The sequence below is a fragment of the Afifella aestuarii genome, from assembly GCF_004023665.1.
GTDB lineage: Bacteria > Pseudomonadota > Alphaproteobacteria > Rhizobiales > Afifellaceae > Afifella > Afifella aestuarii.
This window is the reverse complement of the sequence record NZ_SAUF01000002.1, coordinates 405459-431325: the sequence shown is the minus strand read 5'-3', so window position 1 is coordinate 431325 and position 25867 is coordinate 405459. Positions and strand designations below refer to the sequence as shown.

General features: G+C 63.8%; 22 protein-coding genes. 9 read left to right on the top strand and 13 right to left on the bottom strand.

Going from position 1 to position 25867, the window contains the following annotated elements; all coding sequences use genetic code 11:
• Positions 1-43: 43 nt before the first annotated feature.
• The 3 genes from EO094_RS10435 to EO094_RS10425 form a co-directional block, all read right to left on the bottom strand.
• Positions 44-850: a DUF1206 domain-containing protein gene (locus tag EO094_RS10435; RefSeq protein WP_128292239.1), complete on the bottom strand. Its 807-nt coding sequence runs from the start codon at positions 848-850 to the stop codon at positions 44-46.
• Positions 851-975: 125 nt separating this feature from the next.
• On the bottom strand, positions 976-2745 hold the full coding sequence (locus EO094_RS10430; protein ID WP_128292238.1) for a TRAP transporter permease: 1770 nt from the start codon (positions 2743-2745) through the stop codon (positions 976-978).
• Between the two features lie 53 nt (positions 2746-2798).
• On the bottom strand, positions 2799-3770 hold the full coding sequence (locus tag EO094_RS10425; protein WP_128292237.1) for a TAXI family TRAP transporter solute-binding subunit: 972 nt from the start codon (positions 3768-3770) through the stop codon (positions 2799-2801).
• A gap of 389 nt (positions 3771-4159) precedes the next feature.
• On the opposite strand from EO094_RS10425, the gene EO094_RS10420 reads away from it, so the two are divergent.
• Both EO094_RS10420 and EO094_RS10415 read left to right on the top strand, forming a co-directional pair.
• Complete coding sequence (locus EO094_RS10420) at positions 4160-5308, top strand: GGDEF domain-containing protein (protein ID WP_128292236.1); 1149 nt, start codon at positions 4160-4162, stop codon at positions 5306-5308.
• Between the two features lie 85 nt (positions 5309-5393).
• On the top strand, positions 5394-6923 hold the full coding sequence (locus EO094_RS10415; protein ID WP_128292235.1) for a mannose-1-phosphate guanylyltransferase/mannose-6-phosphate isomerase: 1530 nt from the start codon (positions 5394-5396) through the stop codon (positions 6921-6923).
• On the opposite strand, the gene EO094_RS10410 is transcribed toward EO094_RS10415, so the two are convergent.
• From EO094_RS10410 to EO094_RS10395, 4 genes are all read right to left on the bottom strand, one after another.
• Positions 6844-8133, bottom strand: coding sequence for a nucleotide sugar dehydrogenase (locus tag EO094_RS10410; protein ID WP_128292234.1), 1290 nt, complete (start codon positions 8131-8133; stop codon positions 6844-6846). The two genes, EO094_RS10415 and EO094_RS10410, sit on opposite strands and share 80 nt — an antisense overlap.
• 182 nt (positions 8134-8315) lie before the next feature.
• Positions 8316-8750: a DsrE family protein gene (locus EO094_RS10405; RefSeq protein ID WP_128292233.1), complete on the bottom strand. Its 435-nt coding sequence runs from the start codon at positions 8748-8750 to the stop codon at positions 8316-8318.
• Positions 8751-8915: 165 nt separating this feature from the next.
• On the bottom strand, positions 8916-10409 hold the full coding sequence (gene glpK / locus EO094_RS10400) for a glycerol kinase GlpK (protein ID WP_128292232.1): 1494 nt from the start codon (positions 10407-10409) through the stop codon (positions 8916-8918).
• A 198-nt stretch (positions 10410-10607) separates the two neighbouring features.
• On the bottom strand, positions 10608-10817 hold the full coding sequence (locus EO094_RS10395; protein ID WP_128292231.1) for a hypothetical protein: 210 nt from the start codon (positions 10815-10817) through the stop codon (positions 10608-10610).
• 241 nt (positions 10818-11058) lie between these two features.
• Between EO094_RS10395 and EO094_RS10390 the strand changes: the two genes are divergently transcribed.
• The 4 genes from EO094_RS10390 to EO094_RS10375 all read left to right on the top strand — a co-directional run bounded on the left by EO094_RS10390 (position 11059) and on the right by EO094_RS10375 (position 14339).
• Entirely contained in the window at positions 11059-11652 is a 594-nt protein-coding gene (locus tag EO094_RS10390) for an exopolysaccharide biosynthesis protein (protein ID WP_128292230.1), read from the top strand.
• A 286-nt stretch (positions 11653-11938) separates the two neighbouring features.
• Positions 11939-12124: a hypothetical protein gene (locus tag EO094_RS10385; RefSeq protein WP_092809035.1), complete on the top strand. Its 186-nt coding sequence runs from the start codon at positions 11939-11941 to the stop codon at positions 12122-12124.
• 104 nt (positions 12125-12228) lie between these two features.
• Positions 12229-13635 (top strand): radical SAM/SPASM domain-containing protein, encoded by a 1407-nt coding sequence (locus EO094_RS10380; protein WP_128292229.1) that lies wholly within the window; start codon positions 12229-12231, stop codon positions 13633-13635.
• A gap of 35 nt (positions 13636-13670) precedes the next feature.
• Positions 13671-14339 carry a hypothetical protein gene (locus tag EO094_RS10375; protein ID WP_128292228.1) on the top strand — a complete coding sequence of 223 codons (669 nt, stop codon included), beginning with the start codon at positions 13671-13673 and terminating at the stop codon, positions 14337-14339.
• A gap of 31 nt (positions 14340-14370) precedes the next feature.
• Here EO094_RS10375 and EO094_RS10370 read toward each other — a convergent pair whose 3' ends face one another.
• Positions 14371-16329 (bottom strand): acetoacetate--CoA ligase, encoded by a 1959-nt coding sequence (locus EO094_RS10370; RefSeq protein WP_425455870.1) that lies wholly within the window; start codon positions 16327-16329, stop codon positions 14371-14373.
• Positions 16330-16457: 128 nt separating this feature from the next.
• Between EO094_RS10370 and EO094_RS10365 the strand changes: the two genes are divergently transcribed.
• Complete coding sequence (locus tag EO094_RS10365; RefSeq protein ID WP_128292227.1) at positions 16458-18203, top strand: AsmA family protein; 1746 nt, start codon at positions 16458-16460, stop codon at positions 18201-18203.
• A gap of 28 nt (positions 18204-18231) precedes the next feature.
• On the opposite strand, the gene EO094_RS10360 is transcribed toward EO094_RS10365, so the two are convergent.
• From EO094_RS10360 to EO094_RS10340, 5 genes are all read right to left on the bottom strand, one after another.
• Positions 18232-19023 (bottom strand): ABC transporter permease, encoded by a 792-nt coding sequence (locus EO094_RS10360; RefSeq protein ID WP_128292226.1) that lies wholly within the window; start codon positions 19021-19023, stop codon positions 18232-18234.
• On the bottom strand, positions 19023-19916 hold the full coding sequence (locus EO094_RS10355) for an ABC transporter permease subunit (protein WP_128292225.1): 894 nt from the start codon (positions 19914-19916) through the stop codon (positions 19023-19025). The genes EO094_RS10360 and EO094_RS10355 overlap by 1 nt, the downstream gene beginning before the upstream one ends.
• Before the next feature lie 9 nt (positions 19917-19925).
• Entirely contained in the window at positions 19926-21083 is a 1158-nt protein-coding gene (locus tag EO094_RS10350) for an ABC transporter ATP-binding protein (protein ID WP_128292224.1), read from the bottom strand.
• A gap of 60 nt (positions 21084-21143) precedes the next feature.
• Positions 21144-22238: a polyamine ABC transporter substrate-binding protein gene (locus EO094_RS10345; protein ID WP_246008463.1), complete on the bottom strand. Its 1095-nt coding sequence runs from the start codon at positions 22236-22238 to the stop codon at positions 21144-21146.
• Positions 22239-22390: 152 nt separating this feature from the next.
• Positions 22391-23806: a short-chain fatty acyl-CoA regulator family protein gene (locus EO094_RS10340; protein ID WP_164879624.1), complete on the bottom strand. Its 1416-nt coding sequence runs from the start codon at positions 23804-23806 to the stop codon at positions 22391-22393.
• A gap of 222 nt (positions 23807-24028) precedes the next feature.
• Here EO094_RS10340 and aceA point away from each other — a divergent pair, with 222 nt between their 5' ends.
• Together aceA and EO094_RS10330 are read left to right on the top strand one after the other, a co-directional pair.
• The gene (gene aceA / locus EO094_RS10335; RefSeq protein WP_128292221.1) at positions 24029-25336 is read left to right on the top strand and encodes an isocitrate lyase; all 1308 of its coding nucleotides are present in this window, start codon (positions 24029-24031) and stop codon (positions 25334-25336) included.
• A gap of 117 nt (positions 25337-25453) precedes the next feature.
• Entirely contained in the window at positions 25454-25687 is a 234-nt protein-coding gene (locus tag EO094_RS10330) for an SMc00767 family acetate metabolism repressor (protein WP_092809024.1), read from the top strand.
• The last annotated feature ends 180 nt before the right edge of the window (positions 25688-25867 follow it).

Below are 25867 nucleotides of genomic sequence, written 5' to 3'. Positions count from 1 at the left end.
GTCGGCGATTTGGAGGAGAGAGCCGGCGTGCTCGACGCCGGCTTTACTGGGGCATCGGGTCAGAGACGGTGACGGAGCCCATGCGGATGCGGCGGAAGGCGGCTTCCACGAAGCAATAGCCGGCGAAGGCGACGAGGCCGAGCGCCACCAGCAACAAGAGAACGGTGCCGAAGGGCAGGCCCTGGATATAGCTCAGCGCGTCTTCGAGGCCCGGCGCACTCGAGGCGTCGTAGATGCCGCCCGCATAGAAGGCGAGAACGCCGATCACGATGAAGATGACGCCGCGCGCCATCAGCCCCAGCGAACAGACGGGTTTCACCATCTTCATCTTGTCGCGGTCGAGATCGAGGTATTTTTCGTAGCCGGCTGACCAGCCCTTATAGAGATGCGCAAGGCCGATACCGACCGGCACGAGGCAGAGGGCAAGAGCCACCCAGCGTCCCCAGGCCTGACCGAAAAGCCAGGTCAGCCAGCCGGACGTCGGATCGCCGGAGCCGCCGCCCCCGCCGCCGCCAATGGCGAAAAGCAAACTCACCACGAAGGCGGCAAGGCCCATATGGATGACGCCGCTGCAGAACAGGAAAAAGCGCAGAAGCAGGCCCTTTGGATCGCTGCCATGATCGTCGAGATCGCCGAACGACTGGGCGAAGCGCCAGAGCCCGAAGGCGGCAAGACCGATGCCGACCACGCCAAGAAGCACACCGCCGAGCGGCTGCGTGAGGATTTCGCGCAGCGCGCCGCGCGTGTTCTCCGCCTGCGTGGACCCGATCGCGGCAAGAACCGCCAGGATGCCGACCACCAGATAGACGACGCCACGCGCCGCATAGCCGCCGCGCGTGCCCCATTTCAATTGTTGCGAGATTTCCGCTGCGATGATCGCCCCCCTCGGTTTCGCCTCGACAACGTCAGATGGCGAGGCCGGTTCCGAGAGAAGAAGATCTGGATCTACCAGGGGTGCGCGAGCGGCTCGTGGCCTCACACGCTGACGAAAACGAAGAGAACGCCTGCAAGGACCAAAGGCACGCGCAGCATCAGCGGGCGGGCGGCGATGATGCCATAGGAGAGCATGGATAGCCCCACCCCCACCTTCACGAAGGCAAGAAGGGCTGCAAACGGGCTCACCCCGAGCGCGAGAAGCGACGGATTGGCGATCATGCCGAGCGGGATCACGTAAAGCCCGATGCCGAGCAGCATCGCCTTTCCCGCCACCTTCAGCCAGTTCTCACCGATCATGCCGGCGGCGATGAAGACCGCCCCGCAGACGGGCGGCGTGATCGTCGACAACAGCGCAAACCAGAAGACGAAGAGATGCGCGACGAGCGGCTTCAGCCCGAGAGCGGCAAGGGCCGGACCGGCGACCGAAATGCAGATGACATAAGCGGCCGTCGTCGGCACCTCCATGCCGAGGATGAGGCAGGCGAGCGCCGTCAGGAGAAGCGCCGGCCATAAGGAATCGTTGGCGACGGAGAGGATGGTCGACGTCACCTTCACGCCGAGCCCGGTCAAGGACAGAACCCCGATGACGATCGAGGCGCAGATGATGATGGAGCCGATCATCGCCACCTGGCGGCCGGCCGTCACGGCGGCGATCGCGAACCTGTTGCCGAAATGGCGGAAGGAGAAGCGCAGGCGGACATCGAAGAAGAGCAGGATCGTGGCCGTCAGGATGGCGACGGAGGCCGCATATTGCGGCGTGAAGCCCGCGCCGAAAATCGCAGCCAGCAGCGCCAGAAACGGCACGGCGAAGAACATCGAAGTGATCAGCGCCTCGCGCCGCCCCGGCTGGTCGGTGCTTTCCACCGGGCGCAGATCGTAGCGCGTGGCAAAGGCGTCGACGCCCACCCACACGGTCAGGAAGTAGAGGATCGCGGGCGGCAGCGCGGCCGCCATGATCTGCGTGTAGGGCGTGCCGGTCAGCTCCACCATGACGAAGGCGCCCGCCCCCATCAAAGGCGGCATGATCTGCCCGCCCGAGGAGGCAACGGCCTCAACGGCACCCGCGAGCGATTTCGGATAGCCGAGCTTCGTCATCGCCGGGATGGTGATCGCCCCCGTCGAGGCGACATTGGCGGAGGCGGAGCCCGAAATCGAACCGAACAGCGCGGACGACAAGGTCGCGACCTTTGCCGCGCCGCCCTTCAGTCGGCCCGCGACCACCGTCGCGACATTCATGAAACCCTTGCCGGCCTCGCCCGCATTCAACACCGCGCCCAGAATGACGAAGATCGCGACGACATTGACGGAGACGCCGGTGAGCTGCCCCCACAGGCCGCCTTCGGCAAGGGTCATGGTCCCCAGAAAACTCTCGAGCGGCAGGCCGGGATGGCCGAATTCGCCCGGCACATATTGCCCGAAGAGCCCATAAGCGAGGGTCGCGAGAGCCACGAGCGGCAGCGGCCAGCCGATGGCGCGGCGCGCTGTTTCGAGCGCCACGGCGATGAGGAGCACGGCGAGCCCCATCTGAAAGGGCCCGTCGATGAAGCCATACTGGTCGGCGATGTCGGAGGCGTTCAAGGCGATATAGAGACAGCCGGTTATGCCGAGAAGGCTGAGCGCCCAGCCGCTCCAACGCTGCCAGGGCGTCTTCGCGGGCAAGATCAGCATCCACGGCAGGAGAAGCGCCATATGGATCGGACGCGCCGCCAGCGCCGGCGCAAGTCCGTAAAAGATCAGGCCGATATGGAAGGCGATCGAGACGAGCCCGAGCGCCACCCATGGCCAATGCTTCGCCGGCGGATCGTCCACGGGCTCGCCTTTCGGTCAATCGCCGGAAAAATGGGAGAGTTTCAGCCGGGCCGCTATTTCAGCTGCTCCGGCACGTCGATGCCCGCTTCCTCGTAATAGCGCAGAGCGCCCTCGTGGAGCTTGCCCTCGACCTCCGACAGAAGCTCGGGCGACACCGCCTTCCACCACGGCGCCGTCTCGGACAGGCGCGCCTTCTCTTCCCAGAACGTCTTCGTCACCAGATAGGCCGTGTCGGCGTCCATCGCCGTCGTCGTATAGGCGATGACCGGAAGCGAGGTCGTCACCACGTCCTCATCGACGCCGGCATAGGTGCCGGCGGGAATGACGGCGCGGGTGCGGCCGGTCTTCTCGACTTCCTCATCCGTCATGGAGACGAGGCCGATATCGGCGCTCGCGGCCGTTTCCACGACGTTCGGCGCCGGAAACGAGCCGGAGGTCACGAAGGCATCGATCTGCCCGTTCTTCAGGGCATCGGCGGCATTGCCGAGCTCGGCATTGGCGATCGTCACCTTGTCCTTGAGATCGAAGAGCTCGAGATATTTCTCGCCCTCGCGCGCGCCGAACGAGCCTTTGCCGAGCAGCACCGATTTGCCTTCAAGCGCACTCAGAGGCAGCACCGCCTCGTCGCCGGCGATGACGAAATGCATGGTGAGCGAGGGGATCGGAAAGAGGGCGCGAACGTCCTTGAACTTTTCGCTCGGGCGTTTCTCGAAGGCGCCCTTGCCGGCCTGGGCGAGGCCGACGAGCGCCGGCGGCGTGGTGAAGATGAAGCTTCCTGGGCGAACCGCCGCTTCCATGACGTTCTGGACCGAACCCTGGCTTTCTTCGACCGTCAGGATCACATCGCCGTCGGTGCCCTGCTTGATCGCCTCGGAGAGCTCCACGCCCATCTGATAATAGGAGGTGCCGGCCTTCGCCGACTTATAGGTGATGCGGGTTTCCGCCTGCGCTCCGCCTGCGATCACGGCCGCCGCGATCAGCGCTCCGCCGGCCGCCCAAACGCGCCATCCAGCTCTGTTCCTCATGTCCGATCCTCCCCTTCAAATTCCTCTTGATGCGGCTCTGGACAATGCCGAACCGGCTGACGGCAAAGGCCTATTCGATCCCTTCCGCCGCGGCAAGCTTCGCAAGCCCGATGCGGCCGCGTCTCAAGGTCGAGACAAAGGACAATCCGCCTCTGCCCTTACTCCGCTCGCCGCAAGCGCATCGCGCTCACCTCCCGAGGAGGAACGGCAGCTCCGTCACGCGAATTTCTCCGGGCCAGCGCCTGCGACAATCTGGACATGTCTCTGAACGAACAAACGAAACGCACACCGTCATCGTCCCTTTCCGCTCAGGCCGTGCGCATTCTCACGGTTCTATTCAAGACTTCTAAACTCCTGTAGCCCATTCGCCGTACAGGTGGGGCGGAGCCATGACGGCAGAGACAATGCTCATATCGCGGAGCGATGGAGAGGAGGCGATCCTCCCCCAGCTGCTCGATCTCGTTTACGGCGCCTTGCCTTCCATCACCCTCATTCTGATCGGGTTCGCCGTTGCCGGAACGATCGCCGCGATGGACACGGGCGACCAGATCCTCGGTGCCATCACGATCTTCGGGTTTGTCGTCGGTCTGGCACGTATCGCCATTTGCCTGCATTACCGGCGCTGGCGCCGAAGCGCTTCGCGCCTTGTCGGCGACTGGCGCCGCTGGGAGCACGCCTATATGGCGGGCGGCTGGGTATTTTCCGCCTGTCTCGGGGCCCTGGCGGCGCGCACCCTCATCTTCCAGAACCACATGGCCGATGTCCTCGTAATGACGCTTACGATGGCCTATTTCACCGGCATCGTCGTGCGTGTCGTGCGGCCGCAGATCGCCATCGCGCAGCTCCTTCTCGTGCTGCTGCCGGTCATTGCCATGTCGCTGACGCTCGGCGGCTCGAGTTACATCGCCCTCGCCTTCATCGAGGTCATGTTTGCGGTCGGCGCCATACAGCTCATCGTCTACAATTCGCAGACCATGGTCGCGCGCCTTCAGGCGGAGCGCTCCTTGAGCCTGCTCGCACGCCACGATCATCTCACGAAGCTGCCGAACCGTGCCTATTTCGAAGAGAAAATGGCGACGGCGATCTGCGAGGCCGGCGCCCGGGGTGAAGGCTTCGCGCTCATCGTCCTCGACCTCGACGGTTTCAAGCCGGTCAACGACACGTTCGGCCACGTCATCGGCGATCAGCTTCTTTGCGCCTCGGCGGAGCGTATCCGCACGGCCCTGCCATTGGAGGCTTTCGCCGCGCGGATCGGCGGCGACGAATTCGCCGTCATCATGCCGGTCGGCATGGGGGGCGCTGAAGCCTTCGCGCGCGGCAAAGCGATCCTCGCGGCCGTCGCACAGCCTTTCGCCCTCGGACACGAGGATATCCGCATCGGCGCGAGCGCCGGACTTGCGACCTTCGTCTCCGGCGAGCTCGGCGCAAAGCAGCTCTACACCATGGCGGATCAGGCCCTCTACCAGGCGAAACGTCAGGGACGCGCCAATATCTGCGTCTACGCGGAGAGCTCCTTCGTCGCACAGCGCGCCGCCTGAGCGCAGGCCACGAAGGGCGGCGCGCCGTCCTTGCATAAGTTGCGAAAACCTGCGATCGCTACCTGGGGTTCAGGGGGATGAACCGATGGGGGCAATCGTTCCGCTCATTTTGTGCGGAGGATCAGGCACGCGCCTTTGGCCGGCCTCGCGCGTATCCGCGCCAAAGCAATTCATCAACTTCCTGGGCAAACGCTCGACCTTCCAAGAAACGATCCATCGCGTCAGCGCGCCGGATATTTTCGCGCCGCCCGTGATCGTCACGGCCGCCCGCTATCGCCACATGGTGGCAGAGCAATTGGCGGCACTCGGCTTGACCGCCACCATTCTCCTCGAACCTGAAGGCCGGGATTCCGGGCCGGCGGTCGCGGCCGGAGCCCATTTCATCGCCGGGCAAGACCCCCAGGCGGTCGTCATGATGCTCGCCGCCGACCACATGGTGGAGGATGTGGCAAGCTTCCAGGCGGCCGCGCAGGAGGCCGTCGCCAGCGCGCAGCACGGCCATATCGTGACCTTCGGCGTGCGTCCCGACCATGCCGCCACCGGCTATGGCTATATCCGGCCCGATGGCGCCGGTGAGACGTCGGCCATACGTGCCGTCGCCGCCTTCATCGAAAAACCCGACGCTGCGGCGGCGCAGGATTATGTCGCTGCCGGCTATCTCTGGAACTCCGGCAACCTCGTCTTTCGCGCCGATCAGCTCCTTGCCGAATACGCCCGCTTCGATCCCGAGACGGTCACAGCCGCCGCCGAAGCCGTGGCCGGCGCGAGATGCGAATTCGGCTTCCTGCGGCTCGAGGAAACGAGTTTCGCCCGCACGACGCCCGCCTCCATCGATGTCGCCGTCTTGGAGAAAACGAAGACCATACGCGTTCTTCCCGTCTCCATGGGCTGGCGCGATATCGGCTCCTGGGAGGCGCTCTGGTCGCTCACCGAAAAGGACGGGGACGGCAATGCGGCGCGGGGCGAGGCGCTCTTCGTCGAGGCGCAGGACAATTACGTCCTCGGCGACAGCCTCGTCGCCATCGTCGGCCTTTCGGGTCTCGCGGTCGTTCAGACACGGGATGCGACCCTCGTCACAGATCGATCGAAAGCCGAGGCGCTCAAACCTCTCGTTGCCATGCTCAAGGAAAGCAGTCGGCCGCAGATCGAAGAGCCGGCCTATGTCTATCGCCCCTGGGGAAGCTATCAGGCGATCGATCGCGGTGAGCGTTTCCAGGTCAAGCGCATCGAGGTGAAGCCCGGCGGCCGGCTCTCTTTGCAACGGCATTTTCACCGCGCCGAGCACTGGATTGTGGTTCGCGGCACGGCGCTCGTCACGATCGGGGACACCGAAAAGCTCCTCTACGAGAACGAATCGACGTTCATCCCGATTGGTGCCGTGCACCGCCTCGAAAACCCCGGAAAGATCCCGCTCGAGCTCATCGAGGTGCAATCGGGCGCCTATCTCGCCGAAGACGACGTCGTGCGGCTCGACGACGATTACGACCGGCTTCGCGACAGCGACTGGGAGCGCCGCGCCTACGCCACCGAACCGGTCAGAGGCTCCAGTAATGGAGGTGCGGGGGGCACTCCGAAAAGCGCGACTTCACATCCACAACCACGCCGCCATCTCTGACGCGCTTGAAAAGATCTCGCCCCGCATCGGCGAGATAGGCCGCATGCGGAACGGCCATGATGGCTGCATCGAGATCGTCGATCGCCTCGATCTCTTTGAGCTCGATCCCATAGGCACGAAAGGCTGCGCTCTTCTCCGCGAGCGGATCGTGCACGAGCGGCGTGATGCCATAGTCGCGCAGCTCCTCGACGATGTCGGGCACGCGGCTGTTGCGGAGATCGGACACGTTTTCCTTGAAGGTGAGCCCGAAAACGCCGACGCGGCTGCCCTTCACGCGCGACCCCTGCCCGATCATCAACTTGACGGCCTTGCGCGCGATGAAGGCGCCCATCCCGTCATTGGTGCGGCGCCCGGCCAGAATGACCTCCGGATGGTGGCCCATCTCCTCGGCCTTGGCCGTCAGATAATAGGGATCGACGCCGATGCAGTGACCGCCGACGAGGCCCGGCGTGAAATCGACGAAGTTCCACTTGGTGCGCGCAGCCGCCAGCACGTCGGCGGTGCGCAGGCCGAGACGATCGAAGATGAGGGCAAGCTCGTTCATCAGCGCGATGTTGAGGTCGCGCTGCGTGTTCTCGATCACTTTCGCGGCCTCCGCCACGCGGATCGAGGGCGCGCGATGCACCTCCGCCTCAAGCACCGAGCCGTAAAGCTCGGCCAGACGGTCGAGCGTCTTATCATCGGAGCCTGAAACCACCTTCGCAATGGTCTCGAAACGATGGCGGTCGTCTCCGGGATTGATGCGCTCCGGCGAATAGCCGACGGCAAAATCCTCCCCGAACCTCAAGCCGCTCTCGGCTTCGAGGATCGGCACGCAGACGTCTTCGGTCGCACCCGGATAGACGGTCGATTCGTACACGACGATGTCGCCCGCCTTCAGCACGCGCCCCACGGTCACCGAGGCGCTCTGAAGCGGCCGGAGATCCGGCCTTCGGGCGGGCGTGATCGGCGTCGGCACCGTGACGATGTGAATATCGGCCCGGGCGAGCTCTTGCGCGTCAGACGTGATGTGAAGCCTTGGACAGGCGAGATCCTGCGGCGTCACCTCGGCATTGCGATCGCGCCCGGCGCGCAATTCCTCCACGCGGGCCGCATCGATGTCGAAGGCGACAACCTCATAGCCCGCGCGCGCAAAAGCTGCGGCGACCGGGAGCCCGACATATCCGAGCCCCAGGACGGAGAGACGATGTCGATCCAAAGATCCCCTCATGCGATGGTCACGATCAGGCAGGGGGGCGATGTGTCGGCAACCGTCCTCCAAATGCTAAGCGACACGCCTACAAGCGGCGGGTTTTCCGGTCAACGGCGGGGCATGCTCTCGGTTGTGGCCTCCCCAGTTGCAGATGGACCCCGAATGACGCACCGGGACGCCACGATGCGCCGGAGGGTGCCTCAAAAACTCAGAATGCGCGTGTTCTCCGCCAGGAGATGCTCCGCCATCTGCGGCGGCTCAGCGACGCCGACGCCCTCGATCAGCGCATCCTCGTTCCGCCCCTTGTTGGGCAGATAGAGGGCGCAGACGTCGACGGCCGTGTCCGTCTTTTGCAGGATCGTCTGCATCAGCCCCTTCGGGCTCATGCCTTTCGGCTTCTGCAACGCCATCGCGCTCGCCGGCGCATTCGTGAGGGCGATATCGGCCGCCGGCCCGCACAGAAGCACCCGCGCCTTCGCCCCCTGCTGCACGGATTGCATGGTGAGCACCATCGCCATCAGCTGCGTCTGCGGCTCGGGCGATGTCACGACGGTCACGAGCGACGGCTTTTCCTGCGCCACGGCGGGCGTAGCGAAAACCAGGACGAGGCTCGCGAGGGCAAGGATCTTGCGCATCAGGGTTCTCCGCAAATCATCACATTCACTTTCAAGAATATGATTGTGATGAGGTCTGTAAAGCCCGAATGCCGCGCCCCTTCGCCGCGCCCACAACGAGACCGGCCGCCACGCTGTCGCGCGGCGGCCGTCTTCGTCAGAGATCATTTGGCAGAGATCGAGGCGTCAGTCCTGCCGGGTCAGCGTGCGGCGCACGGCATCGCGCCAGCCGGCAAGCTTTGCGGTCCGCACGTCCTCGGAAATCTGCGGCGTGAAGCGGCGTTCCGGGCGCCAGGCCTTGGCGAACTCCTCTTCCTGCGGCCACACGCCGGCCTGCCGGCCTGCGAGCCATGCCGCGCCAAGAGCGGTCGTCTCCAGAACCACCGGGCGGTCGACCGGCGCATCGAGAAGATCGGCGAGACGCTGCATCGTCCAGTCGCTCGCCACCATGCCGCCATCGACGCGCAGAACCGGATTGTCGGCGCCCTGCCAGTCGCCCTGCATCGCGGACACGAGATCGGCCGTCTGGAAACACACCGATTCGAGCGCCGCACGGGCAAGTTCCGCCGGGCCCGTCGAACGCGTCAGGCCGAACAGGGCGCCGCGCGCATCGGAATCCCACCAGGGAGCTCCAAGCCCGGTGAAGGCCGGCACGAGATAGACGTCCTGGCCGTCATCGGCGCGGCCCGCGAGCTCACCCGATTCTTCGGCGCGGTCGATCATTTTGAGCCCGTCGCGCAGCCACTGCACGGAGGCACCGGCGACGAAGATCGAGCCCTCGATCGCGTAGGTGGTGCGCCCGTCGAGGCGGTAGGCGATCGTGGTCAGAAGCTTGTTCTTGGAGCGGACGAATTCGTCACCCGTATTGAGGACGGCGAAGCAGCCGGTCCCGTAGGTCGACTTCACCATGCCGGGCGTGAAACAGGCCTGGCCGAGGGTGGCGGCGTGCTGGTCGCCGGCAACGCCGCGGATCGGGATCGCCGTGCCGAAGATCGCAGGATCCGTCTCGCCGAATTCCGCGGCGCTGTCCTTCACCTCCGGCAGCATGGAGCGCGGCACGCCGAGCATGGCGAGAAGCTCGTCGTCCCATTCGTTGCGGCGAATGTCGAACATCAGCGTCCGCGCCGCATTGGTCGCGTCGGTCGCGTGGACGCGCCCGCCCGTCAGCTTCCAGATGAGCCAGGTGTCGACCGTGCCGAAGAGAAGATCGCCCGCCTCCGCGCGCGCCCTCGCACCTTCGACATTGTCGAGAATCCAGTTGACCTTGGTGCCGGCGAAATAGCTGTCGATCAGAAGACCGGTCTTCTCGGCGACCGGCTCGGCATGCCCCTCTTTGATGAGGCGCTCGCAAAGCCGCGCCGTCCGGCGATCCTGCCAGACGATGGCGTTGTGGACCGGCTTGCCTGTCTTGCGATCCCAGACGAGCGTGGTCTCGCGCTGATTGGTGATGCCGATGCCGGCGAGATCCGGCGCGGAAAGCCGGGCTTCGGCCAAGGCGCGGCGCACGGTCTCCACCGTGGTCCGCCACAGGTCTTCCGGATTGTGCTCCACCCAGCCGGAACGCGGGAAATGCTGCTGGAATTCCAGCTGCCCGACGCCCATGACGTGGGCGCGATCGTCGAAGACGATCGCTCGTGTCGATGTCGTGCCCTGATCGATGGCGAGGACGTAACCGCCCATATCCTACCCTTCCTTATTTTTCGTCTCGACCGTTATTGGGCGAGCGCCCGTCATGCTCAAGGGCGAGGGCGGGATAGAGGGAAGGAAATCGGCACTCGGCGGGCAAAAGCCCGGAAATCCTCATCTTCTGAATGCAATATGCCGGCCCCGACAACCCGGAACCGGCATATTGCGAGGCCAGTCAGCGCTGAAAGGCGGTCAGTGGCGCGCGGCCATTTTCTTGTTGCCGCACAGACGCTCGAACGCGTCGGCCGGGGCGTGCCCGGTCGCTTCCGCTTCGGCCGCGAGATCGCAGGCGGTGGCAAAGGTCGACATCATCTGAGCGAACGAACGGCCCTGACGTGCGAGCGCGTCGTGCCAGTGCGCTCCAGCGAGATGGGGTTGGGGGGTTGAGGGGGATGTGCGCATCGGATCACTCCTGCTTTGACCCTTCTATTCTTGCCGCTGCCCTACGCCCGCTCGCCGCACTGCACAACGTACCTTACGCGATAGCTGCCATCGCGAATTCGGGAGGCTCCGGCTGGAGATAGCGGAAATTCCGTTAACCCCTTTGAAGTTCGCCGGAGCCGGGCTTCGAGGCGCAGCGCCGGCAGGCCGGCGTGGTCAGGCGCGGCGTGGAACCCACCCTCTCCTCCGCCGTTCGGCGTTCATGGAATCCAGTCCCCGCAACACCACCGAGGTCGTCGATCGCCTCGCCGAAACGGCACGCCAGCACGAGCGTGTCTCCATTGGACAGATGATGGACACGTTCGGCCACCGCAGCTACGGCCCCTTCCTCCTGGTCCCCGCCTTGATCGAGCTTTCGCCGATCGGCGGGATACCGGGCGTCCCCACCTTCCTCGCCGCCATCGTTGCGCTCTTCGCAGGCCAGATGCTGTTCGGCCGCGACCATTTCTGGATCCCGGAATTCGTCTCGCGCCAAAGCGTCTCCGCCAGGAAACTGGGCGAGGCGACACAATCCATGCGCGCCTTCGCGCGCCGCCTCGACCGCTTGTTCCACGGCCGGCTCACCCGCTACGCCAGCGGCCCCTTCGTGCGGGTCGCGGCCTTCATCTGCATCGTGATGACGCTGACCGTGCCGCCCCTGGAACTCATCCCGTTTGCGAGCAGCGCGCCGATGGGCGCCATCGCGCTCATCGGGCTCGCGCTCCTCGTCTGCGACGGTGCCCTGATGATCGCCGCCACAGGCCTCGCCGCCGTCGCCCTCGTGATCACGGCAAGCATCTTCACGCCGGCCCTTTAGCGCGCAAGGCCTCGCACGAGCGCCTGCCGGCAAACTGTTCTCCTGACCCCGCTGTCCAATTAGCGGCCACACATCCACGCGACTGAAACCGGCGCCGCTCAACATCTCCGCCCCCTGCGCTCGCTTTGTATAAAAATGTAAATATTGAATTATTGTACGTTAATTTCGAATTAGCGCGCAGCTCTATTTTTTTAAGATATTTACTATTGAGTATTTCTACTTGACTCTGCTTCTGATTTAGAACGTTATTCTCGCGTTGCGTCACGCACACGAGGAGGAAGTCATTATGGCAACTGAAGCCGGACATCTGCATCAGCCTGACTATTTGCGTGGCCTCGCCAAGCAGTTGCGCGAGGAAGCGGACCGGGCGGAGGCCCGCGCCAAGAACCTGGAGACTGGAAAGGAAGCCGTCGGCTGCGATCCCGGCTGCTGGAACGTCCTTTCCACCTGCATTCAGGTGCAACCGCTTTGACATGAAGCGTCCGGCGTCCGTTCCCCGGACGCCGGATCTTCTCCGCCACGCCGCCTTCCGTGCGGCGAAGACGGGCCCAATTCGCACGCCGGGAGGAGGCCACAATGGGCGTTGAAGCGAAGCACTCCGTTCCTGTCCTGAAGGACAATGTGCGGCTGAAGCCGATGCAAGGCTACGCGCTGGCACATGGCTATCATCCTTCGCTCATCCGGATGATCCATCCCTCACACGCGTTTTTTCTGTCGCTCTGCCACGGCCAGATGACGTCCACCGAGATCGCCTTTCTGTATGGAGAGACCTTCGGGCTTTCTCCGGCGAACGCGCGATCGCAGGTGCTCCGGCTCATCGAGCAGAACCGGATGTTCCTGACGGAAGATCATGTGCCGGTCAGAGAGCCGGGGCCTGATCTGCACGTCAAACCGCGCTTCGAACCGAAGAGCTTTCTCTATCCCGGAAACGACGCGGTCATCGCGAGCGCCATGCATGGGCAATGGCCGGTGCCCGCAGGCATCAACATCACGCTGACCTTCAAATGCAATTTTGACTGCACCTATTGCTACCAGGACCTCCAGCAAAAGGGAGACCCGCGCTGGGACCTGACGAAGTGTCTGGAGGTGGTCGACGAGGCGGCGGATTGGGGTGTCGTGTTCCTGGGCCTCACGGGCGGCGAACCCACGCTCTTCAAGGGCTGGCTGGAGGTCATCGAGCGCGGCCTCAGCCGCGGCATGATTCCGACGATCACCAGCAACGGCACGGTGATCGGCTCGGATCAGAGGATCGCGCAACGTCTCGCCAAAGCGGGGATGGAGGAGATCACGATTTCCTTCGACGCGCCCACGGCAGAGCTTCACGACGCGGTGACGCGCTCCCGCGGTCAATTCCAGCGCGTGCTCAACGCCATCCACTATCTGACCGACGCCGGCATCAAGGTCGTCGTGAAGAGCGTGCTCACACCCAGGACACAACACGGCGTCGAGACGATGATCGACCTTCTCGTCACGCTCGGCGTTGCGGAGATCGGCATCTCCTACATGGAGACCGGCGCCATCCATTCCGGCGCCAATTCAGAGACGAACGTCACGGACGAAGAGCTCGCGCAGGTGCGCCAGAAGGTGGCGAAGAAGCGCGACGATTATGCCGCTCTATGCCGCGTTCATCCCCCCAAAGACACCAGCCGCAAATGGAGTGAAGACGACTGGTATCCCTGTGGCGGTATCAATATGGGCATGTCGATCTTTCCGACCGGCGATGTCTCCGTCTGCGACAAGATGCATGGCGTGAAGGACTTCACCTACGGCAACGTCTTCGAGGCCGGACTGAAAGCGATCTGGAACGGGGACGCGTTCGCAGCGCTGCGTGAGCGCACGGTGGCACCCGCTCTGATCGATCCGGAATGCGCGCGCTGCTCCAAGCTCTATGCCTGCCGCACCTCGTGTTTCGTGGATTCGTTCAACGCCACCGGCAGCTACTACGCCAAGGATCCGCATTGCGGCGGCCCGTTTTTCTCCTGAGCAATCTTCCAGGCCCCCCGGGAAAGGCCAAGCCCATGTCCGTAAAGTTCGATATCAACTATCATGCAGAACTGACCCAAGAGGCCAATGACGGCGTCCTCGATCAGCAACAGCTCGGCTACGTGGTTCTCGCCAATATGGCGCAAGACCTGCTGCAGACCCAAAGCTGCGTGCATTTCGACAATTGCGATTTCCCAGGCGGGATCCAGCATATCGCCGATGAATGGAACCTCATCGACACGGTCGGCGACAAGTACGGGGATCCCGCGCTCGCCGCTTTCGGCGCGCTCCTTCATACGACACAGGACTTCTACGCGCATTCGAACTGGGTCGAACTGCATGTGGACGACGCGCCGATCCCTGTCTGGGACCAGACGCTTGCGACCTTGCCCGCAGATATCGTCAGCGGCACATGGGCGCTCGGCTCGCCGAAACTGTGCGGACCGAATGCACCGAGCCACAGCCAGCTCAACAAGGACAGCCCGAGTTCGACGGAAGGAAGCAAGGTCGTCGACAGCGGCCCCAACAAGGGCAAGAGCCTGTTCGAGCTTGCCTATGCGACCGCGCTGTCGGCCACCAAGGTGCAGTACGCCCGCTTCAAGACAGTCAAACTGGCAACGGCCGATCTGCGCGCGGTACGCACCGAAGGCGAGACGTTGATGTACATGATAAAGGCGAACGCCGAATTGCGCCGCGTCTTCTGACGTTCGCCAATTTCCGAACTTTCGAACGCTCCTACTTTCGAAGTTCCTCGATATCGCGGAAGAGATCGAGCGCTTCGGGATTGGCGAGCGCCTCGAGATTCTTCACGTCGCGGCCGTGAACGATGTCGCGCACGGCAAGTTCGGTGATCTTTCCCGATTTCGTGCGCGGAATGTCGGCGACCTGGACGATCTTCTGCGGAACATGGCGGGGCGAGGCCCCGTCGCGGATCTGCTGCTTGATGCGCTTCGTCATCTCCGCATCGAGTTCGACGCCCTCCGCCAGCCTGACGAAGAGAACGATGCGCACATCGTCGTCATAGGTCTGACCGATGGCGAGCGCCTCCAGGATCTCCGGCAGCTTTTCGACCTGATTGTAGATCTCCGCCGTGCCGATCCGGACGCCGCCCGGATTGAGCGTCGCGTCGGAGCGGCCATGGATGACGATGCCGCCATGCTCGGTCCATTCGGCAAAGTCGCCATGGCACCACACGCCCGGAAAGCGGTCGAAATAGGCGGACTGGTATTTGATCCCGTCGGGATCGTTCCAGAACATCACCGGCATCGACGGAAAGGGTTTCGTGCAGACGAGTTCGCCCTTGGCTCCCTTCACGGGCTGGCCGTCCTCGTCCCACACATCGACCGCCATGCCGAGACCCGGTCCCTGGATCTCGCCGCGCCAGACGGGCTCGGTCGGAATGCCGAGGACGAAGCAGGAGACGATGTCGGTGCCGCCGGAAATCGAGGCGAGATGCATATCCTTTTTGATCGCCTCGTAGACGAAATCGAAATTCTCCGGCGCGAGCGGCGAGCCGGTCGAGGTCATCATGCGCAGGGCCGACAGATCGTGCGAGGTTGCAGGCTTAAGCCCCGCCTTGCGCACAGCATCGATGAATTTCGCCGACGTGCCGAAGATCGCCATCTTCTCTTCGGCGGCATAATCAAAGAGCGCGTTGCCGTCGGGATAGAAGGGAGAGCCGTCGTAGAGGAGGAGCGTCGCATCGCAGGCGAGCCCCGAGACGAGCCAGTTCCACATCATCCAGCCGCAGGTGGTGAAGTAAAAAAGCTTCTCGCCCGGTGTGATCGAGCAATGCAGCCGATGCTCCTTCAGATGCTGCAAAAGCGTGCCGCCCGCCCCGTGGACGATGCATTTCGGAATGCCCGTCGTGCCGGAGGAAAAGAGCACATAGAGGGGGTGGTTGAAGGGCAGGCGCTCGAAGGTCGGCTCCTGCGCCTCGAAAGAGGCGATGAAATCACCGAGCGCGACGCCCCGCGGCACACGTTTCGCCACCTCCTCGGCCTGATCGAGATAGGGCACGATCACGACCTTTGCGGCCGTTGGAAGTTTCTCGGCGATCTTGGCGAGCTTGTCGGCCACCTCGATCTTCTTGCCGTTGTACCAATAGCCGTCGCAGACGATGAGGAGCTTCGGCTCGATCTGCCCGAAGCGGTCGAGAACGCCACCCTCGCCGAAATCCGGCGAGCAGGACGACCAGATCGCTCCGAGCGAGCTTGCCGCCAGCATGGCGGCGATCGTTTCCGGCATGTTTGGCATCATCGCCGCCACCGGGTCGCCCTTGCCGATGCCGGCGTCGCGCATTGCCTGCTGCAGGCGCGAGACGAGGCCGCGAAGATCGTCCCAGGAGAGCCGCCGCCTCACCTTGTCTTCGCCGCGGAAGACGAGGGCATCCTCGGCGCCTTTCCGCTTTAAGAGGTTCTCGGCGAAATTCAGCCGCGCATCCGGGAAGAAGGCCGCCCCCGGCATCGCCTCGGCGCTTTCCAGGATCCGTTCGCCCTTTTCGCCGATGACGCCGCAATGATCCCAGATCGCGTTCCAGAAAGCGGCAGGATCACGCACCGACCAGGCGTGCAAAGCGTGATAGTCACCGAGTTCTTCGCCCGCCGCCGCCTCGGCAGCGGTTTTGCGGAAGCGCGCCATGGGCGTCGCCTCGGCCTTGGCCGGATCGGGTTTCCACAAAGGCGTATCGTTCATCAGCGTTTCCTCGGCTCGTGTTCTGTAGGGGCGCTCTTGCCTCTTAAAGGAAGGCGTGCAGAAAACCCCAAGCGCCTTGCCTTCGGGCGGCAAAGCCCCTATCGCGATGACAACGGAGATAGGTCCCCATGATGCGGCGGCTGCTTATCGCCCTCGGCCTCCTGGTCGTTCTCGTGGGCGGGCTGGCATTCCTCGCTAGCCAACTCGTCTCGCCCGAAGACGTCAAGCGTCGGGTCGCCGAGCAGATATCGGCCTGGACCGGGCGGGAAGTCTCGCTCGAGGGCGAAGCCGTCATCACGCTCCTGCCGCGCCTCAGCGTCAAGCTCAAGGATGTGGAGATCGCCGGACCTCCGGGCGACGACACGCCTTTCGTCCAGATGGCCTTCCTCAAAGCCTCGGTGCGCCTCCTGCCGCTTCTCATCGGCGAGGTCGAGATCGAGGATTTCACCATCGTCGCTCCCGTCATTTCGTTGCGCCGTGCCGCCGACGGGGCGGAGAGCTGGGATTTCGACACGAGTGCCGCCGCGCTGCAACTGGCCTTTGCCGGCGATGTGCGCCTCGGTTCCTTCGTCATCGAGAACGGGCGTATCGTCTACAGCGACGAACTAAGCGGACGCCGCGAGGTCTTCTCCAAGGTCAACCTCAATCTGCAATGGGACAGCGTCAGGAAACCGATCGAAGTTTCCGGCCGCTTCGTGCGGCATGGCGAAGAGATGCGCATCACCGCCTCCGCCCAGCAGCCCTACCGCTTCATCCGGGCCGGCGAAACGACGCTCAATCTCGATGTGCAGGCGAAAAGCCTCAACGCCTCCTTCAGCGGGACCGTGCGCGACCCGCGCGATCCGCATCTCCTCGGCAGGCTCGCCCTCAACCTCGAAGACGCACCCACAGTGCTCTCCTGGTTCAGCAACCGTTATGCCGAAGCCTCGCCCTTTCAGACCATTCGCCTCGATAGCGACGCCGACATCGCCGGCAATATGGCGACGTTTTCCGATGCCACCCTCAATCTGAACGGCGTTTCGGGCAAGGGCGCCCTGCGGCTCGATTTCACCGGCACGCCGTCCATGTCCGGGACGCTCGCCTTCCCCTCCTTCGATACGACGCCGGTCCTGCATCATCTCTTCAGCGTCGACGACGGCGAGGCGCCGGCGATCCTCAAGACGCGCCTCACCACCGGCTGGCTCGACGATTTCAAGGCCGATCTTCGCGTCTCGGCCGGCGAAGTCCGGGTCGATGCGGCCCGCCTGCATCAGGTCGGGGCATCGCTTCTCGTCCAGAACGGCCACGCCCTTCTGACGATCGGCGAGGCGGAGCTTTCTGGGGGGCGCCTCAGCGGCAACATCACCCTCGATGTGGATGACGGCCTGCCGCGTCTGCAGACCGCTTTGCGCGCCCACGAGCTCAAGACCGCGGGCCTCACCTCCATGCTCGGCACCGCGCCGATCGAGGGGACGGCCGATATCATGGTCGAATTGACCGGCTCCGGAGAAGATGTCGGCGCCATGCTGCAGACCGCGACCGGGCGCCTCACTGTCGACGCCAAGAACGGCCGCCTGCCGTATCTCGACCTCGAAGCTGCAGCCAAAGCGCCTGAAGGCGGGGCACAGCCGCTCCTCAAGGCAACCGCAAGCACGCCCTTCACGCAGCTCAAGGCGGGCCTCACCTTTGCCGACGGGCAGTGTGAACTCACCGACGGCCTGGTGGAGACGTCGCGCTACACCGCCTCGCTTGCCGGCGAGATCGGTCTTCATGACCGTCGCCTCGACCTGTCCGGAACGCTCACGCCGAAGACGGATCAGCCGGCGATCCCGGTCGACATCATCGGCACGCTGGCAAGCCCGGAGCTGACCTCGAGCGCGCCCGCCTCGAACTGAGGCCCGCACTGCCCGATGGCGTCGGCGTCTATGGAGCCCGCGCCGGGGCGCGGGCCTTGCCGAGGATCGAGGCCGTCAGTACGCCCAGCGTCACCAGCGCCACGAGGATGGTGCACACCGCGTTGATCTCGGGCGTCACGCCGCGGCGGACCTGGCTGTAGATCTTCATCGGCAAGGTGGTGGCGCCCGGGCCGGTCGTGAAACTCGCAATGACGAGATCGTCGAGCGAGAGCGAGAAGGCGAGCATCCAGCCGGCGACGACGGCAGGCGCAATCAAGGGCAGCGTGACGGCAAAGAAGGTCTTCACCGGCGTCGCCCCGAGATCGAGCGCCGCCTCTTCCAAGGAGCGGTCGAAGGAGAGAAGCCGCGACTGCACGACGACGGCGACGAAGCACATCGAGAAGGTGATATGCGCGATCGTCACCGTCCAGAAGCCGCGGTCGAAATTGACCGCCACGAAGAGAAGCAGGAGCGACAGGCCGGTGATCACCTCCGGCATGACGAGAGGCGCGAAGACCATGCCGGAGAAGAGCGTGCGCCCCCAAAAACGACCCCCGCGCACGAGCGCGAGTCCTGCAAGCGTGCCGAGGAAGGTGGCGAGCGTCGCGGACAAAAGCCCCACACGCAACGTTACCCATGCCGCATCGAGAATGCTCTGATTGTGCATGAGCTCGACATACCAGCGCGTCGAAAACCCGCCCCAGACGGTGACGATGCGCGAGGCATTGAACGAATAGATGATCAGAATGAGGATCGGCAGATAGAGGAAGGCGAGGCCGAAGACGAGCGCGACCAGATTGAAGGATGTGAAGCGGCGCATCAGCTCGACGCCCTCTGCTGCATCTTCTGGAAAATGACGATCGGCACGACGAGGAGCAGCAGGAGCACGATCGCAACCGCGCTCGCGACCGGCCAGTCGCGATTGTAGAAGAACTCGACCCAGAGCGTGCGCCCGATCATCAACGTGTCGGAGCCGCCGAGAAGATCCGGGATGACGAATTCGCCGACTGCCGGAATGAAGACGAGGAGCGAACCCGCCAGAATGCCCGGCACCGACAAAGGCACGGTGATCTTCCAAAAAGCCCCGAGCGGCGTCGCGCCGAGATCGTTCGCGGCCTCGATCAGCCGGTAATCCATCTTCTCCAAGGTGGCGTAGAGCGGCAGCACCATGAAGGGCAGATAGGAATAGACGATGCCGATATAGACGGCCCAATCCGTGTTGATGATGGTGAGGGGCTGGTCGATGACGCCGAGCGACAGAAGCAGCTGGTTCAACAGACCCTCGGGCTTCAGGATGCCGATCCAGGCATAGACGCGGATCAGAAACGAGGTCCAAAACGGCAGGATGATCGCCATCAAGAGGAGCGGGCGGATGCGGTCCGGCGCACGCGCCATGGCAAGCGCCAGAGGATAGCCGATAAGGAGCGTGATCGCCGTCGAAATGAGCGCGATCTTGACCGAGGAGAGATAGGCTTTGATGTAAAGCGCATCCTCCGTCAGCCAGACGTAATTGTCGAAGGAGAGATCCTTCGCCCTCTCCCAAAGCGTCGCCAGCCCGTCGAAGACCGGCGTATAGGGCGGCATGGCGATCGCGGTCGCTGAAAACGAGATCTTCAGGACGATCAGAAACGGCGCCAGAAAGAAGACGGCGAGCCACAGATACGGAATGGCGATGACGATGCGGCGGGCGAAAAAGCTGCGCAAAGCGTGCATGCCGCCCCCCTATCGCACCAGAACGGTGCCGGCGTCCGGCCGCCAGGAAAGGAAGACCCGGTCCTCCCAAGTGAGCGGACGCTCCACTTCGCGCGAGGCGTTGAGCCGCGTCGCGCGCACCACGTCGCCGGAATCGAGCTTGATGTTGTAGATCGAGACATCGCCGAGATAACCGATATCCCAGACTTCGCCTTCGATGAGATTGGTGGTGGCGTTTGGCGGCCGCTCGTGGCTGATCACCATCTTTTCGGGGCGGATGGCGAACCAGATCGTCTCGCCGGCCTGCGGGCGGGCCACGCCTTGCGGCATCTCCGCCACTTCGACCGTAAAGCCGGCCGCCGTCGTCATGGTCAGGCCACCATTTTCCAGATGCGCGATGCGGCCTTCGAAAATGTTCACGTCGCCGACGAAATCGGCGATGTAGCGCGAGGCCGGCGCCTCGTAGATGACGGCCGGCGTCGCCACCTGGATGACGCGGCCATGATCCATGACGGCGATGCGGTCGGCCATGGTCATCGCCTCTTCCTGGTCATGCGTGACGATGAGAAAGGTGAGGCCCAGGCTCTCCTGCAGGTCGGTCAGCTCGAACTGCGTCTCCTCGCGCAGCTTCTTGTCGAGCGCGCCGAGCGGCTCGTCGAGAAGCAGCACTTTCGGACGTTTGGCGAGCGCGCGGGCGAGCGCCACGCGCTGCTGCTGGCCGCCGGACAATTGCGCCGGCTTGCGGCGGGCGAAATCCTGCAATTTGACGAGGCGCAGCATCTCGTCGACGCGCACCGCCATATCGGCCTTCGCCATCCCCTCCTGCTTCAAGCCGAAGGCGATGTTGTCGGCAACGTTCATATGCGGGAAGAGCGCGTAGGACTGGAACATCATGTTGACGGGCCGCTTGTGCGGCGGCACGCCCGTCAACGGCCGGCCATCCAGAAAAATCTCGCCCTCGCTCGGCTCCTCGAAGCCGGCCAGCATCCGCAACAAGGTGGTCTTGCCGCAACCGGATGGCCCGAGCAGGGCATAGAATTCGCGCTCGTAGACGGTGATCGACTGGTTGTCGACGGCGGTGAAATCGCCGAAGCGTTTGGTGACGTTCCTGAATTCGATGAAGGGCGGCTGACTCGGATCGTTCCACGGCTGAAAAGCGCGCCTCACGGGCCCGAGCATTTTGGCCATACGTAACCCTTCCCTCGTTGAAGACCGGGCAGGATGCCTGCCCGGCCATTTTGCGGCCTCTTACTGCCCGGTCTTGACGCTCGTCCAGGCGCGCGTGATGAGCCGCTGCGCCTTCGGATTGTACGGGTCGACCGTGTAGAGCTTGTCCATCACGTCCTTCGGCGGATAGATCGCCGGATCGCCGATGATCTCTTCATCGAGATATTGCTGCGAATCCTTGTTGCCGTTGGCATAGAAGACATAGTTCGATGCCTTGGCGATGACATCGGGACGCAGGATGTAATTGATGAAGGCATGAGCGTTGTCGGGATGCGGCGCGTCGGCCGGGATCGACATCTGGTCGAACCACATCTGCGCGCCCTCCTTCGGGATCACGTATTTGACGTTGATCCCTTCGGCCTCCGCATCGATCGCCTGAAAGACATCGCCCGACCAGCCGACGGCCATGCAGATGTCGCCGTTGGCGAGAGAATCGATATAGGCGGAGGAGTGGAACTTCTGAATGTAAGGGCGCACGGACTTCAACAACTCTTCCGCCTTGTCGATGTCGTCCGGCTTCGTCGAATTCGGATCGAGACCGAGATAGTTGAGGGCGGCCGGGATCATCTCTGTCGGCGCGTCGAGCATGTAGACGCCGCAATCCTGAAACTTCGAGATGACGTCAGGGTCGAAGACCATATCCCAGGAATTGACCGGCGCATCGGGCATGCGCTCGTTGATCATATCGACATTGTAGCCGATGCCGGTCGTGCCCCACATGTAATTGACCGAGTATTCGTTGTCGGGATCGTATTTCGATACCCGCTCGGCAATCGTGTCCCAGACATGGCTGAGATTGGGGAGCTTCGACTTGTCGAGCTTCTGCATGGCGCCGGCCTGGATCTCGCGGGCGAGAAACGGCGAGGCGGACGGCAGGACCACATCGTAGCCCGTGCCGCCGGAGAGCAGTTTGGTTTCCAGGATCTCGTTGGAATCGTAGACGTCGTAGACGACCTTGATGCCGGTTTCCTTGGTGAAATCTTCAAGGATGGATTCGTCGATATAGTCCGACCAATTGTAGACGTTGACGACTTTCTCCTCGTCCTGGGCCAAGGCCGGACTGCCGGAGGCAGCGACGATCGCCAGGGTGGAGACGAGACAAAGAGCTCTGAACAAGAGCACCTCCCCTGTTGGTGGGCTTTCACTGCACGCATAGCGGCCATTCCCTGGCAACATAGGGGCAAGCCGCGGCAAGCTTCAATCGCCGCGAGGCCAAAAACGCCGCGTTTCAGGGTAACGAAAGTCGCAGGTGCGTCGGGATTTTCCTCTCAAGGGATCTCCCGGTCGGATTTGCCGATGCGGTAATCGTGCAAGCTCGCTGGCCGGGTCGCCGGCGGCTGGGCGCGATGGGCGCAGCCTTCCCGTTCGCACAGCCGGCAGGTCACGCCGACGGGCCGGGCCGGGGCGGAGCGAACGAAATCATAGACGGTCGCCTCGGCGAAACGCTCGGGGAAGACGAGAAGCGTCGCCCGCAAAGGCGGCGGCAGCGTCTTGTCGGCAAGCGCTTCGGATTCCCGCATGGCGAGCGCGAAGAAGGTCGCCCCGTCGGGAAAGGACAGGCGAGCGGCGAGCACGCCGCTTTCCGTCCGCCGGTCGAAAATCGGCAGGCGCCCGCAAGCGGCTCCGAAACGGGCAAAGGGAAAACCCGCGCCTCGGATGCGCGTGATCACGGTGCCGGCGCCGTCGAGCACGACGAGGGCGGCCTCGTCGACGTCGCCCTCCGGATTGCCGGCAAGGGCTGCAAGGCGCGCCATGATGCGGGCATTGCGGGTCTGGAAGCGCTGGCTGAGCCCGGCGAGATCGAAGCGGAATTCGCGCGCCGCCGCGGCAAGGCGCGGGGCCGGGATCAGGATCGCGTCGGCAAGACGACGCGCGAAGCCCGCCCGCAGGAGACGCTGCGATTCGGTATCCTTCGGCGCGGCCTGGGCGGCGAGCTTGTTCAAAAGCGGCGTATGGCCGGAATAGGCGACCTGCAGCGCAACGAGCCAGGCGCGATCGACGAGCGGCACGGATTCGGCGATGAAGAAGCGCATCGAATGGCGATCGAAGCGGGCGCGCTCGTCCGGCAGCGCATGGGCGGGCAGGATCCTGAGATCGATGCCGTGGCGCTCGCGCAGATGCGCCTTCAAGGCGGCGAAGGGATCGTCGCGCGGGGTCAGCTCCTCCGCCAGCGCTGCTGCGGTCTCCTCGAGTTCGGGAAACCACGGCCCCGCCTCCTCGAACCAGGTCGCGACCCGGTCGAAGGGCAGCCGCGCGCCCATCTCGGTGCGGATCTCGCCGCCTTCGGCCAGAAGCTGCGACAGTTCCGAAAGCCGCCCGGCCCCTTCCATATAGGCTTCGTAGAGACGCGAGATGCCGCGCACCACGTTGGGCGCCGCCTCCGCCACCTCTTCCAGCTCCGACGGGCTCGGCACTTCCGCGGCCAGAAGCGGATCGGCGAACACCGCCTTGAGAGCGTCGAGATCGACCCCCTCCTCGTCGAGCTTGAGCTCGCTCGCGCTGATCTTGAACGCCGCCTGCAGCTTCAACAGCACCTGCACGGTCAGAGGCCGCTGGTTGCGCTCGATGAGATTCAGGTAGCTCGAAGAGATGCCGAGGGCTTCGGCCATGTCGGCCTGGGTCAGGCCGAGGCCGTTTCTGACGCGCCTGATGCGCGGACCTGCGAATATCTTGCGTTCCGCCACGATCGCCTCCCCCATCGCGTCGTTGCAACGGCTGTCAATTTACGGCCGCCGCGAGACTTTGTAAATTCCTTACAACTTCGACAAAAACGCGCGTGCAAGACTTACAAGTTCACCCGTTTCACGCGATTTTCCGGCTTTTCGCCCTGGCATTTTGTGCGCCGCATTGTAAATGAGCCTCACAAAGACGGGAACAGACACAAGAAGTCTAGTAAGGAGATTGACATGACCGATTTTCAGAGCCTTCTTCCGAACGCTCCGGCCGATCGCTACGAGGGGATCGAGCGGCCCTATACCGCAGAGGATGTGAAGCGGCTGCGCGGATCTCTGAAGATCGAGTATTCGGTGGCCGAGCACTGCGCCAACCGGTTGTGGAAGCTTCTCCATGAAGACGACTTCGTCAATGCTCTCGGCGCGCTCTCCGGCAACCAGGCCATGCAGATGGTGCGTGCAGGCCTGAAAGCCATCTACCTTTCCGGCTGGCAGGTCGCGGCCGACGCCAATGTCGCCGGCGCCATGTATCCCGACCAGTCGCTCTACCCGGCCAATTCCGGCCCGGAGCTCGCCCGCAAGATCAACCGGACCTTCCAGCGCGCCGACCAGATCGAGACGTCCGAAGGCAAGCATTCGGTCGACACCTGGTACGCCCCGATCGTCGCCGACGCGGAAGCCGGCTTCGGCGGCCCGCTCAACGCCTTCGAGATCATGAAGGCCTATATCGAGGCCGGCGCGGCTGGCGTGCATTTCGAGGATCAGCTCGCGTCTGAAAAGAAGTGCGGCCATCTCGGCGGCAAGGTCCTGATCCCGACGGCGGCCCATATCCGCAACCTGACGGCGGCGCGTCTTGCGGCCGATGTCTGCGGCGTGCCGAGCCTCGTCATCGCCCGCACGGATGCGGAAGCGGCGAAGCTTCTCACCTCCGACATCGACGAGCGCGACCGGCCCTTCGTCGATTACGACGCCGGCCGCACGGCGGAAGGCTTCTACCGGGTGCAGAACGGGCTCGAGCCCTGCATCGCGCGCGCCATCGCTTACGCCCCTTACTGCGACCTCATCTGGTGCGAGACGTCGAAGCCCGACCTCGAACAGGCGAAGCGCTTCGCCGAAGGCGTGCGCAAGGCGCATCCGGATAAGATGCTGGCCTACAATTGCTCGCCCTCGTTCAACTGGGAGAAGAATCTCGACAAAGAGACCATCGCCAAGTTCCAGCGCGAGCTCGGTGCGATGGGCTACAAATTCCAGTTCATCACGCTCGCCGGCTTCCACCAGCTGAACTTCGGCATGTTCGAGCTCGCCCGCGGCTACAAGGATCGCCAGATGGCGGCCTATTCGGAGCTGCAGCAGGCAGAATTTGCGGCGGAATCCGTCGGCTACACGGCGACCCGCCACCAGCGCGAAGTCGGCACCGGCTATTTCGACGCCGTGTCGATGGCGATCACGGGCGGCCTGTCGTCGACCACGGCCATGGGCGAATCGACGGAATCCGCTCAGTTCCACTCCGGGGAGGAGAAGGCCCAAACGCGCGCGGCGTGACCGGGTTGATTTTCCGGTCAGAAGACGCGCAACCTAAAGGCCGCGGGAGAGCGATCCTCTCCCGCGGTCGCAATTGAGCCCGGCGACCGAACTGGGCGCGCAAAGAAAGTGGAGACGATGTTGACCAAACCGCCGGTGAAGGAGCGCGCCGAAGCGCTTTCGTCCGAAATGACTGACGCGCAGCAGGCGGCCATCCGCGTGCTCGCCAACGAACTGCACCGGCTGAATCAGGCCGTAATCGGCTGCGTCGATGCCGGCCTTTCGGTCGAATTGCAGCGCACCGCCCGCCACCATTCCGAAGACGGCTTCTGGGGCGACCTGCTGGTACCGATCGTGGTGAAGCAGCGCTAGACGGGCTTTTCGGGCAACGCGCGTCGCGCGCAGGCCGGAGCTTGCGGAGAAGCGCTTCCAGGCTCCTCGCGGGGCGGACGCGCAACGACACCCTGGCCTCGCCTGACCCATCTCTTTTCGACGGCCGTCGCGGCACATCGCGGCGGCCGTTTCCTTTGGTGAGCTCGGCTCCCACCCGCC

What these genes read in the sequence shown, in the direction of transcription:
- EO094_RS10355 (WP_128292225.1), bottom strand. Translation starts at nt 19,916, where the DNA reads ATGCACGCTTTGCGCAGCTTTTTCGCCCGCCGCATCGTCATCGCCATT.
- EO094_RS10390 (WP_128292230.1), top strand. Translation starts at nt 11,059, where the DNA reads ATGGAATCCAGTCCCCGCAACACCACCGAGGTCGTCGATCGCCTCGCC.
- glpK (WP_128292232.1), bottom strand. Translation starts at nt 10,409, where the DNA reads ATGGGCGGTTACGTCCTCGCCATCGATCAGGGCACGACATCGACACGA.
- EO094_RS10330 (WP_092809024.1), top strand. Translation starts at nt 25,454, where the DNA reads ATGTTGACCAAACCGCCGGTGAAGGAGCGCGCCGAAGCGCTTTCGTCC.
- EO094_RS10415 (WP_128292235.1), top strand. Translation starts at nt 5,394, where the DNA reads ATGGGGGCAATCGTTCCGCTCATTTTGTGCGGAGGATCAGGCACGCGC.
- EO094_RS10370 (WP_425455870.1), bottom strand. Translation starts at nt 16,329, where the DNA reads ATGAACGATACGCCTTTGTGGAAACCCGATCCGGCCAAGGCCGAGGCG.
- EO094_RS10405 (WP_128292233.1), bottom strand. Translation starts at nt 8,750, where the DNA reads ATGCGCAAGATCCTTGCCCTCGCGAGCCTCGTCCTGGTTTTCGCTACG.
- EO094_RS10380 (WP_128292229.1), top strand. Translation starts at nt 12,229, where the DNA reads ATGGGCGTTGAAGCGAAGCACTCCGTTCCTGTCCTGAAGGACAATGTG.
- EO094_RS10365 (WP_128292227.1), top strand. Translation starts at nt 16,458, where the DNA reads ATGATGCGGCGGCTGCTTATCGCCCTCGGCCTCCTGGTCGTTCTCGTG.
- EO094_RS10350 (WP_128292224.1), bottom strand. Translation starts at nt 21,083, where the DNA reads ATGGCCAAAATGCTCGGGCCCGTGAGGCGCGCTTTTCAGCCGTGGAAC.
- EO094_RS10420 (WP_128292236.1), top strand. Translation starts at nt 4,160, where the DNA reads ATGACGGCAGAGACAATGCTCATATCGCGGAGCGATGGAGAGGAGGCG.
- EO094_RS10375 (WP_128292228.1), top strand. Translation starts at nt 13,671, where the DNA reads ATGTCCGTAAAGTTCGATATCAACTATCATGCAGAACTGACCCAAGAG.
- EO094_RS10410 (WP_128292234.1), bottom strand. Translation starts at nt 8,133, where the DNA reads ATGAGGGGATCTTTGGATCGACATCGTCTCTCCGTCCTGGGGCTCGGA.
- EO094_RS10395 (WP_128292231.1), bottom strand. Translation starts at nt 10,817, where the DNA reads ATGCGCACATCCCCCTCAACCCCCCAACCCCATCTCGCTGGAGCGCAC.
- EO094_RS10425 (WP_128292237.1), bottom strand. Translation starts at nt 3,770, where the DNA reads ATGAGGAACAGAGCTGGATGGCGCGTTTGGGCGGCCGGCGGAGCGCTG.
- EO094_RS10360 (WP_128292226.1), bottom strand. Translation starts at nt 19,023, where the DNA reads ATGCGCCGCTTCACATCCTTCAATCTGGTCGCGCTCGTCTTCGGCCTC.
- aceA (WP_128292221.1), top strand. Translation starts at nt 24,029, where the DNA reads ATGACCGATTTTCAGAGCCTTCTTCCGAACGCTCCGGCCGATCGCTAC.
- EO094_RS10385 (WP_092809035.1), top strand. Translation starts at nt 11,939, where the DNA reads ATGGCAACTGAAGCCGGACATCTGCATCAGCCTGACTATTTGCGTGGC.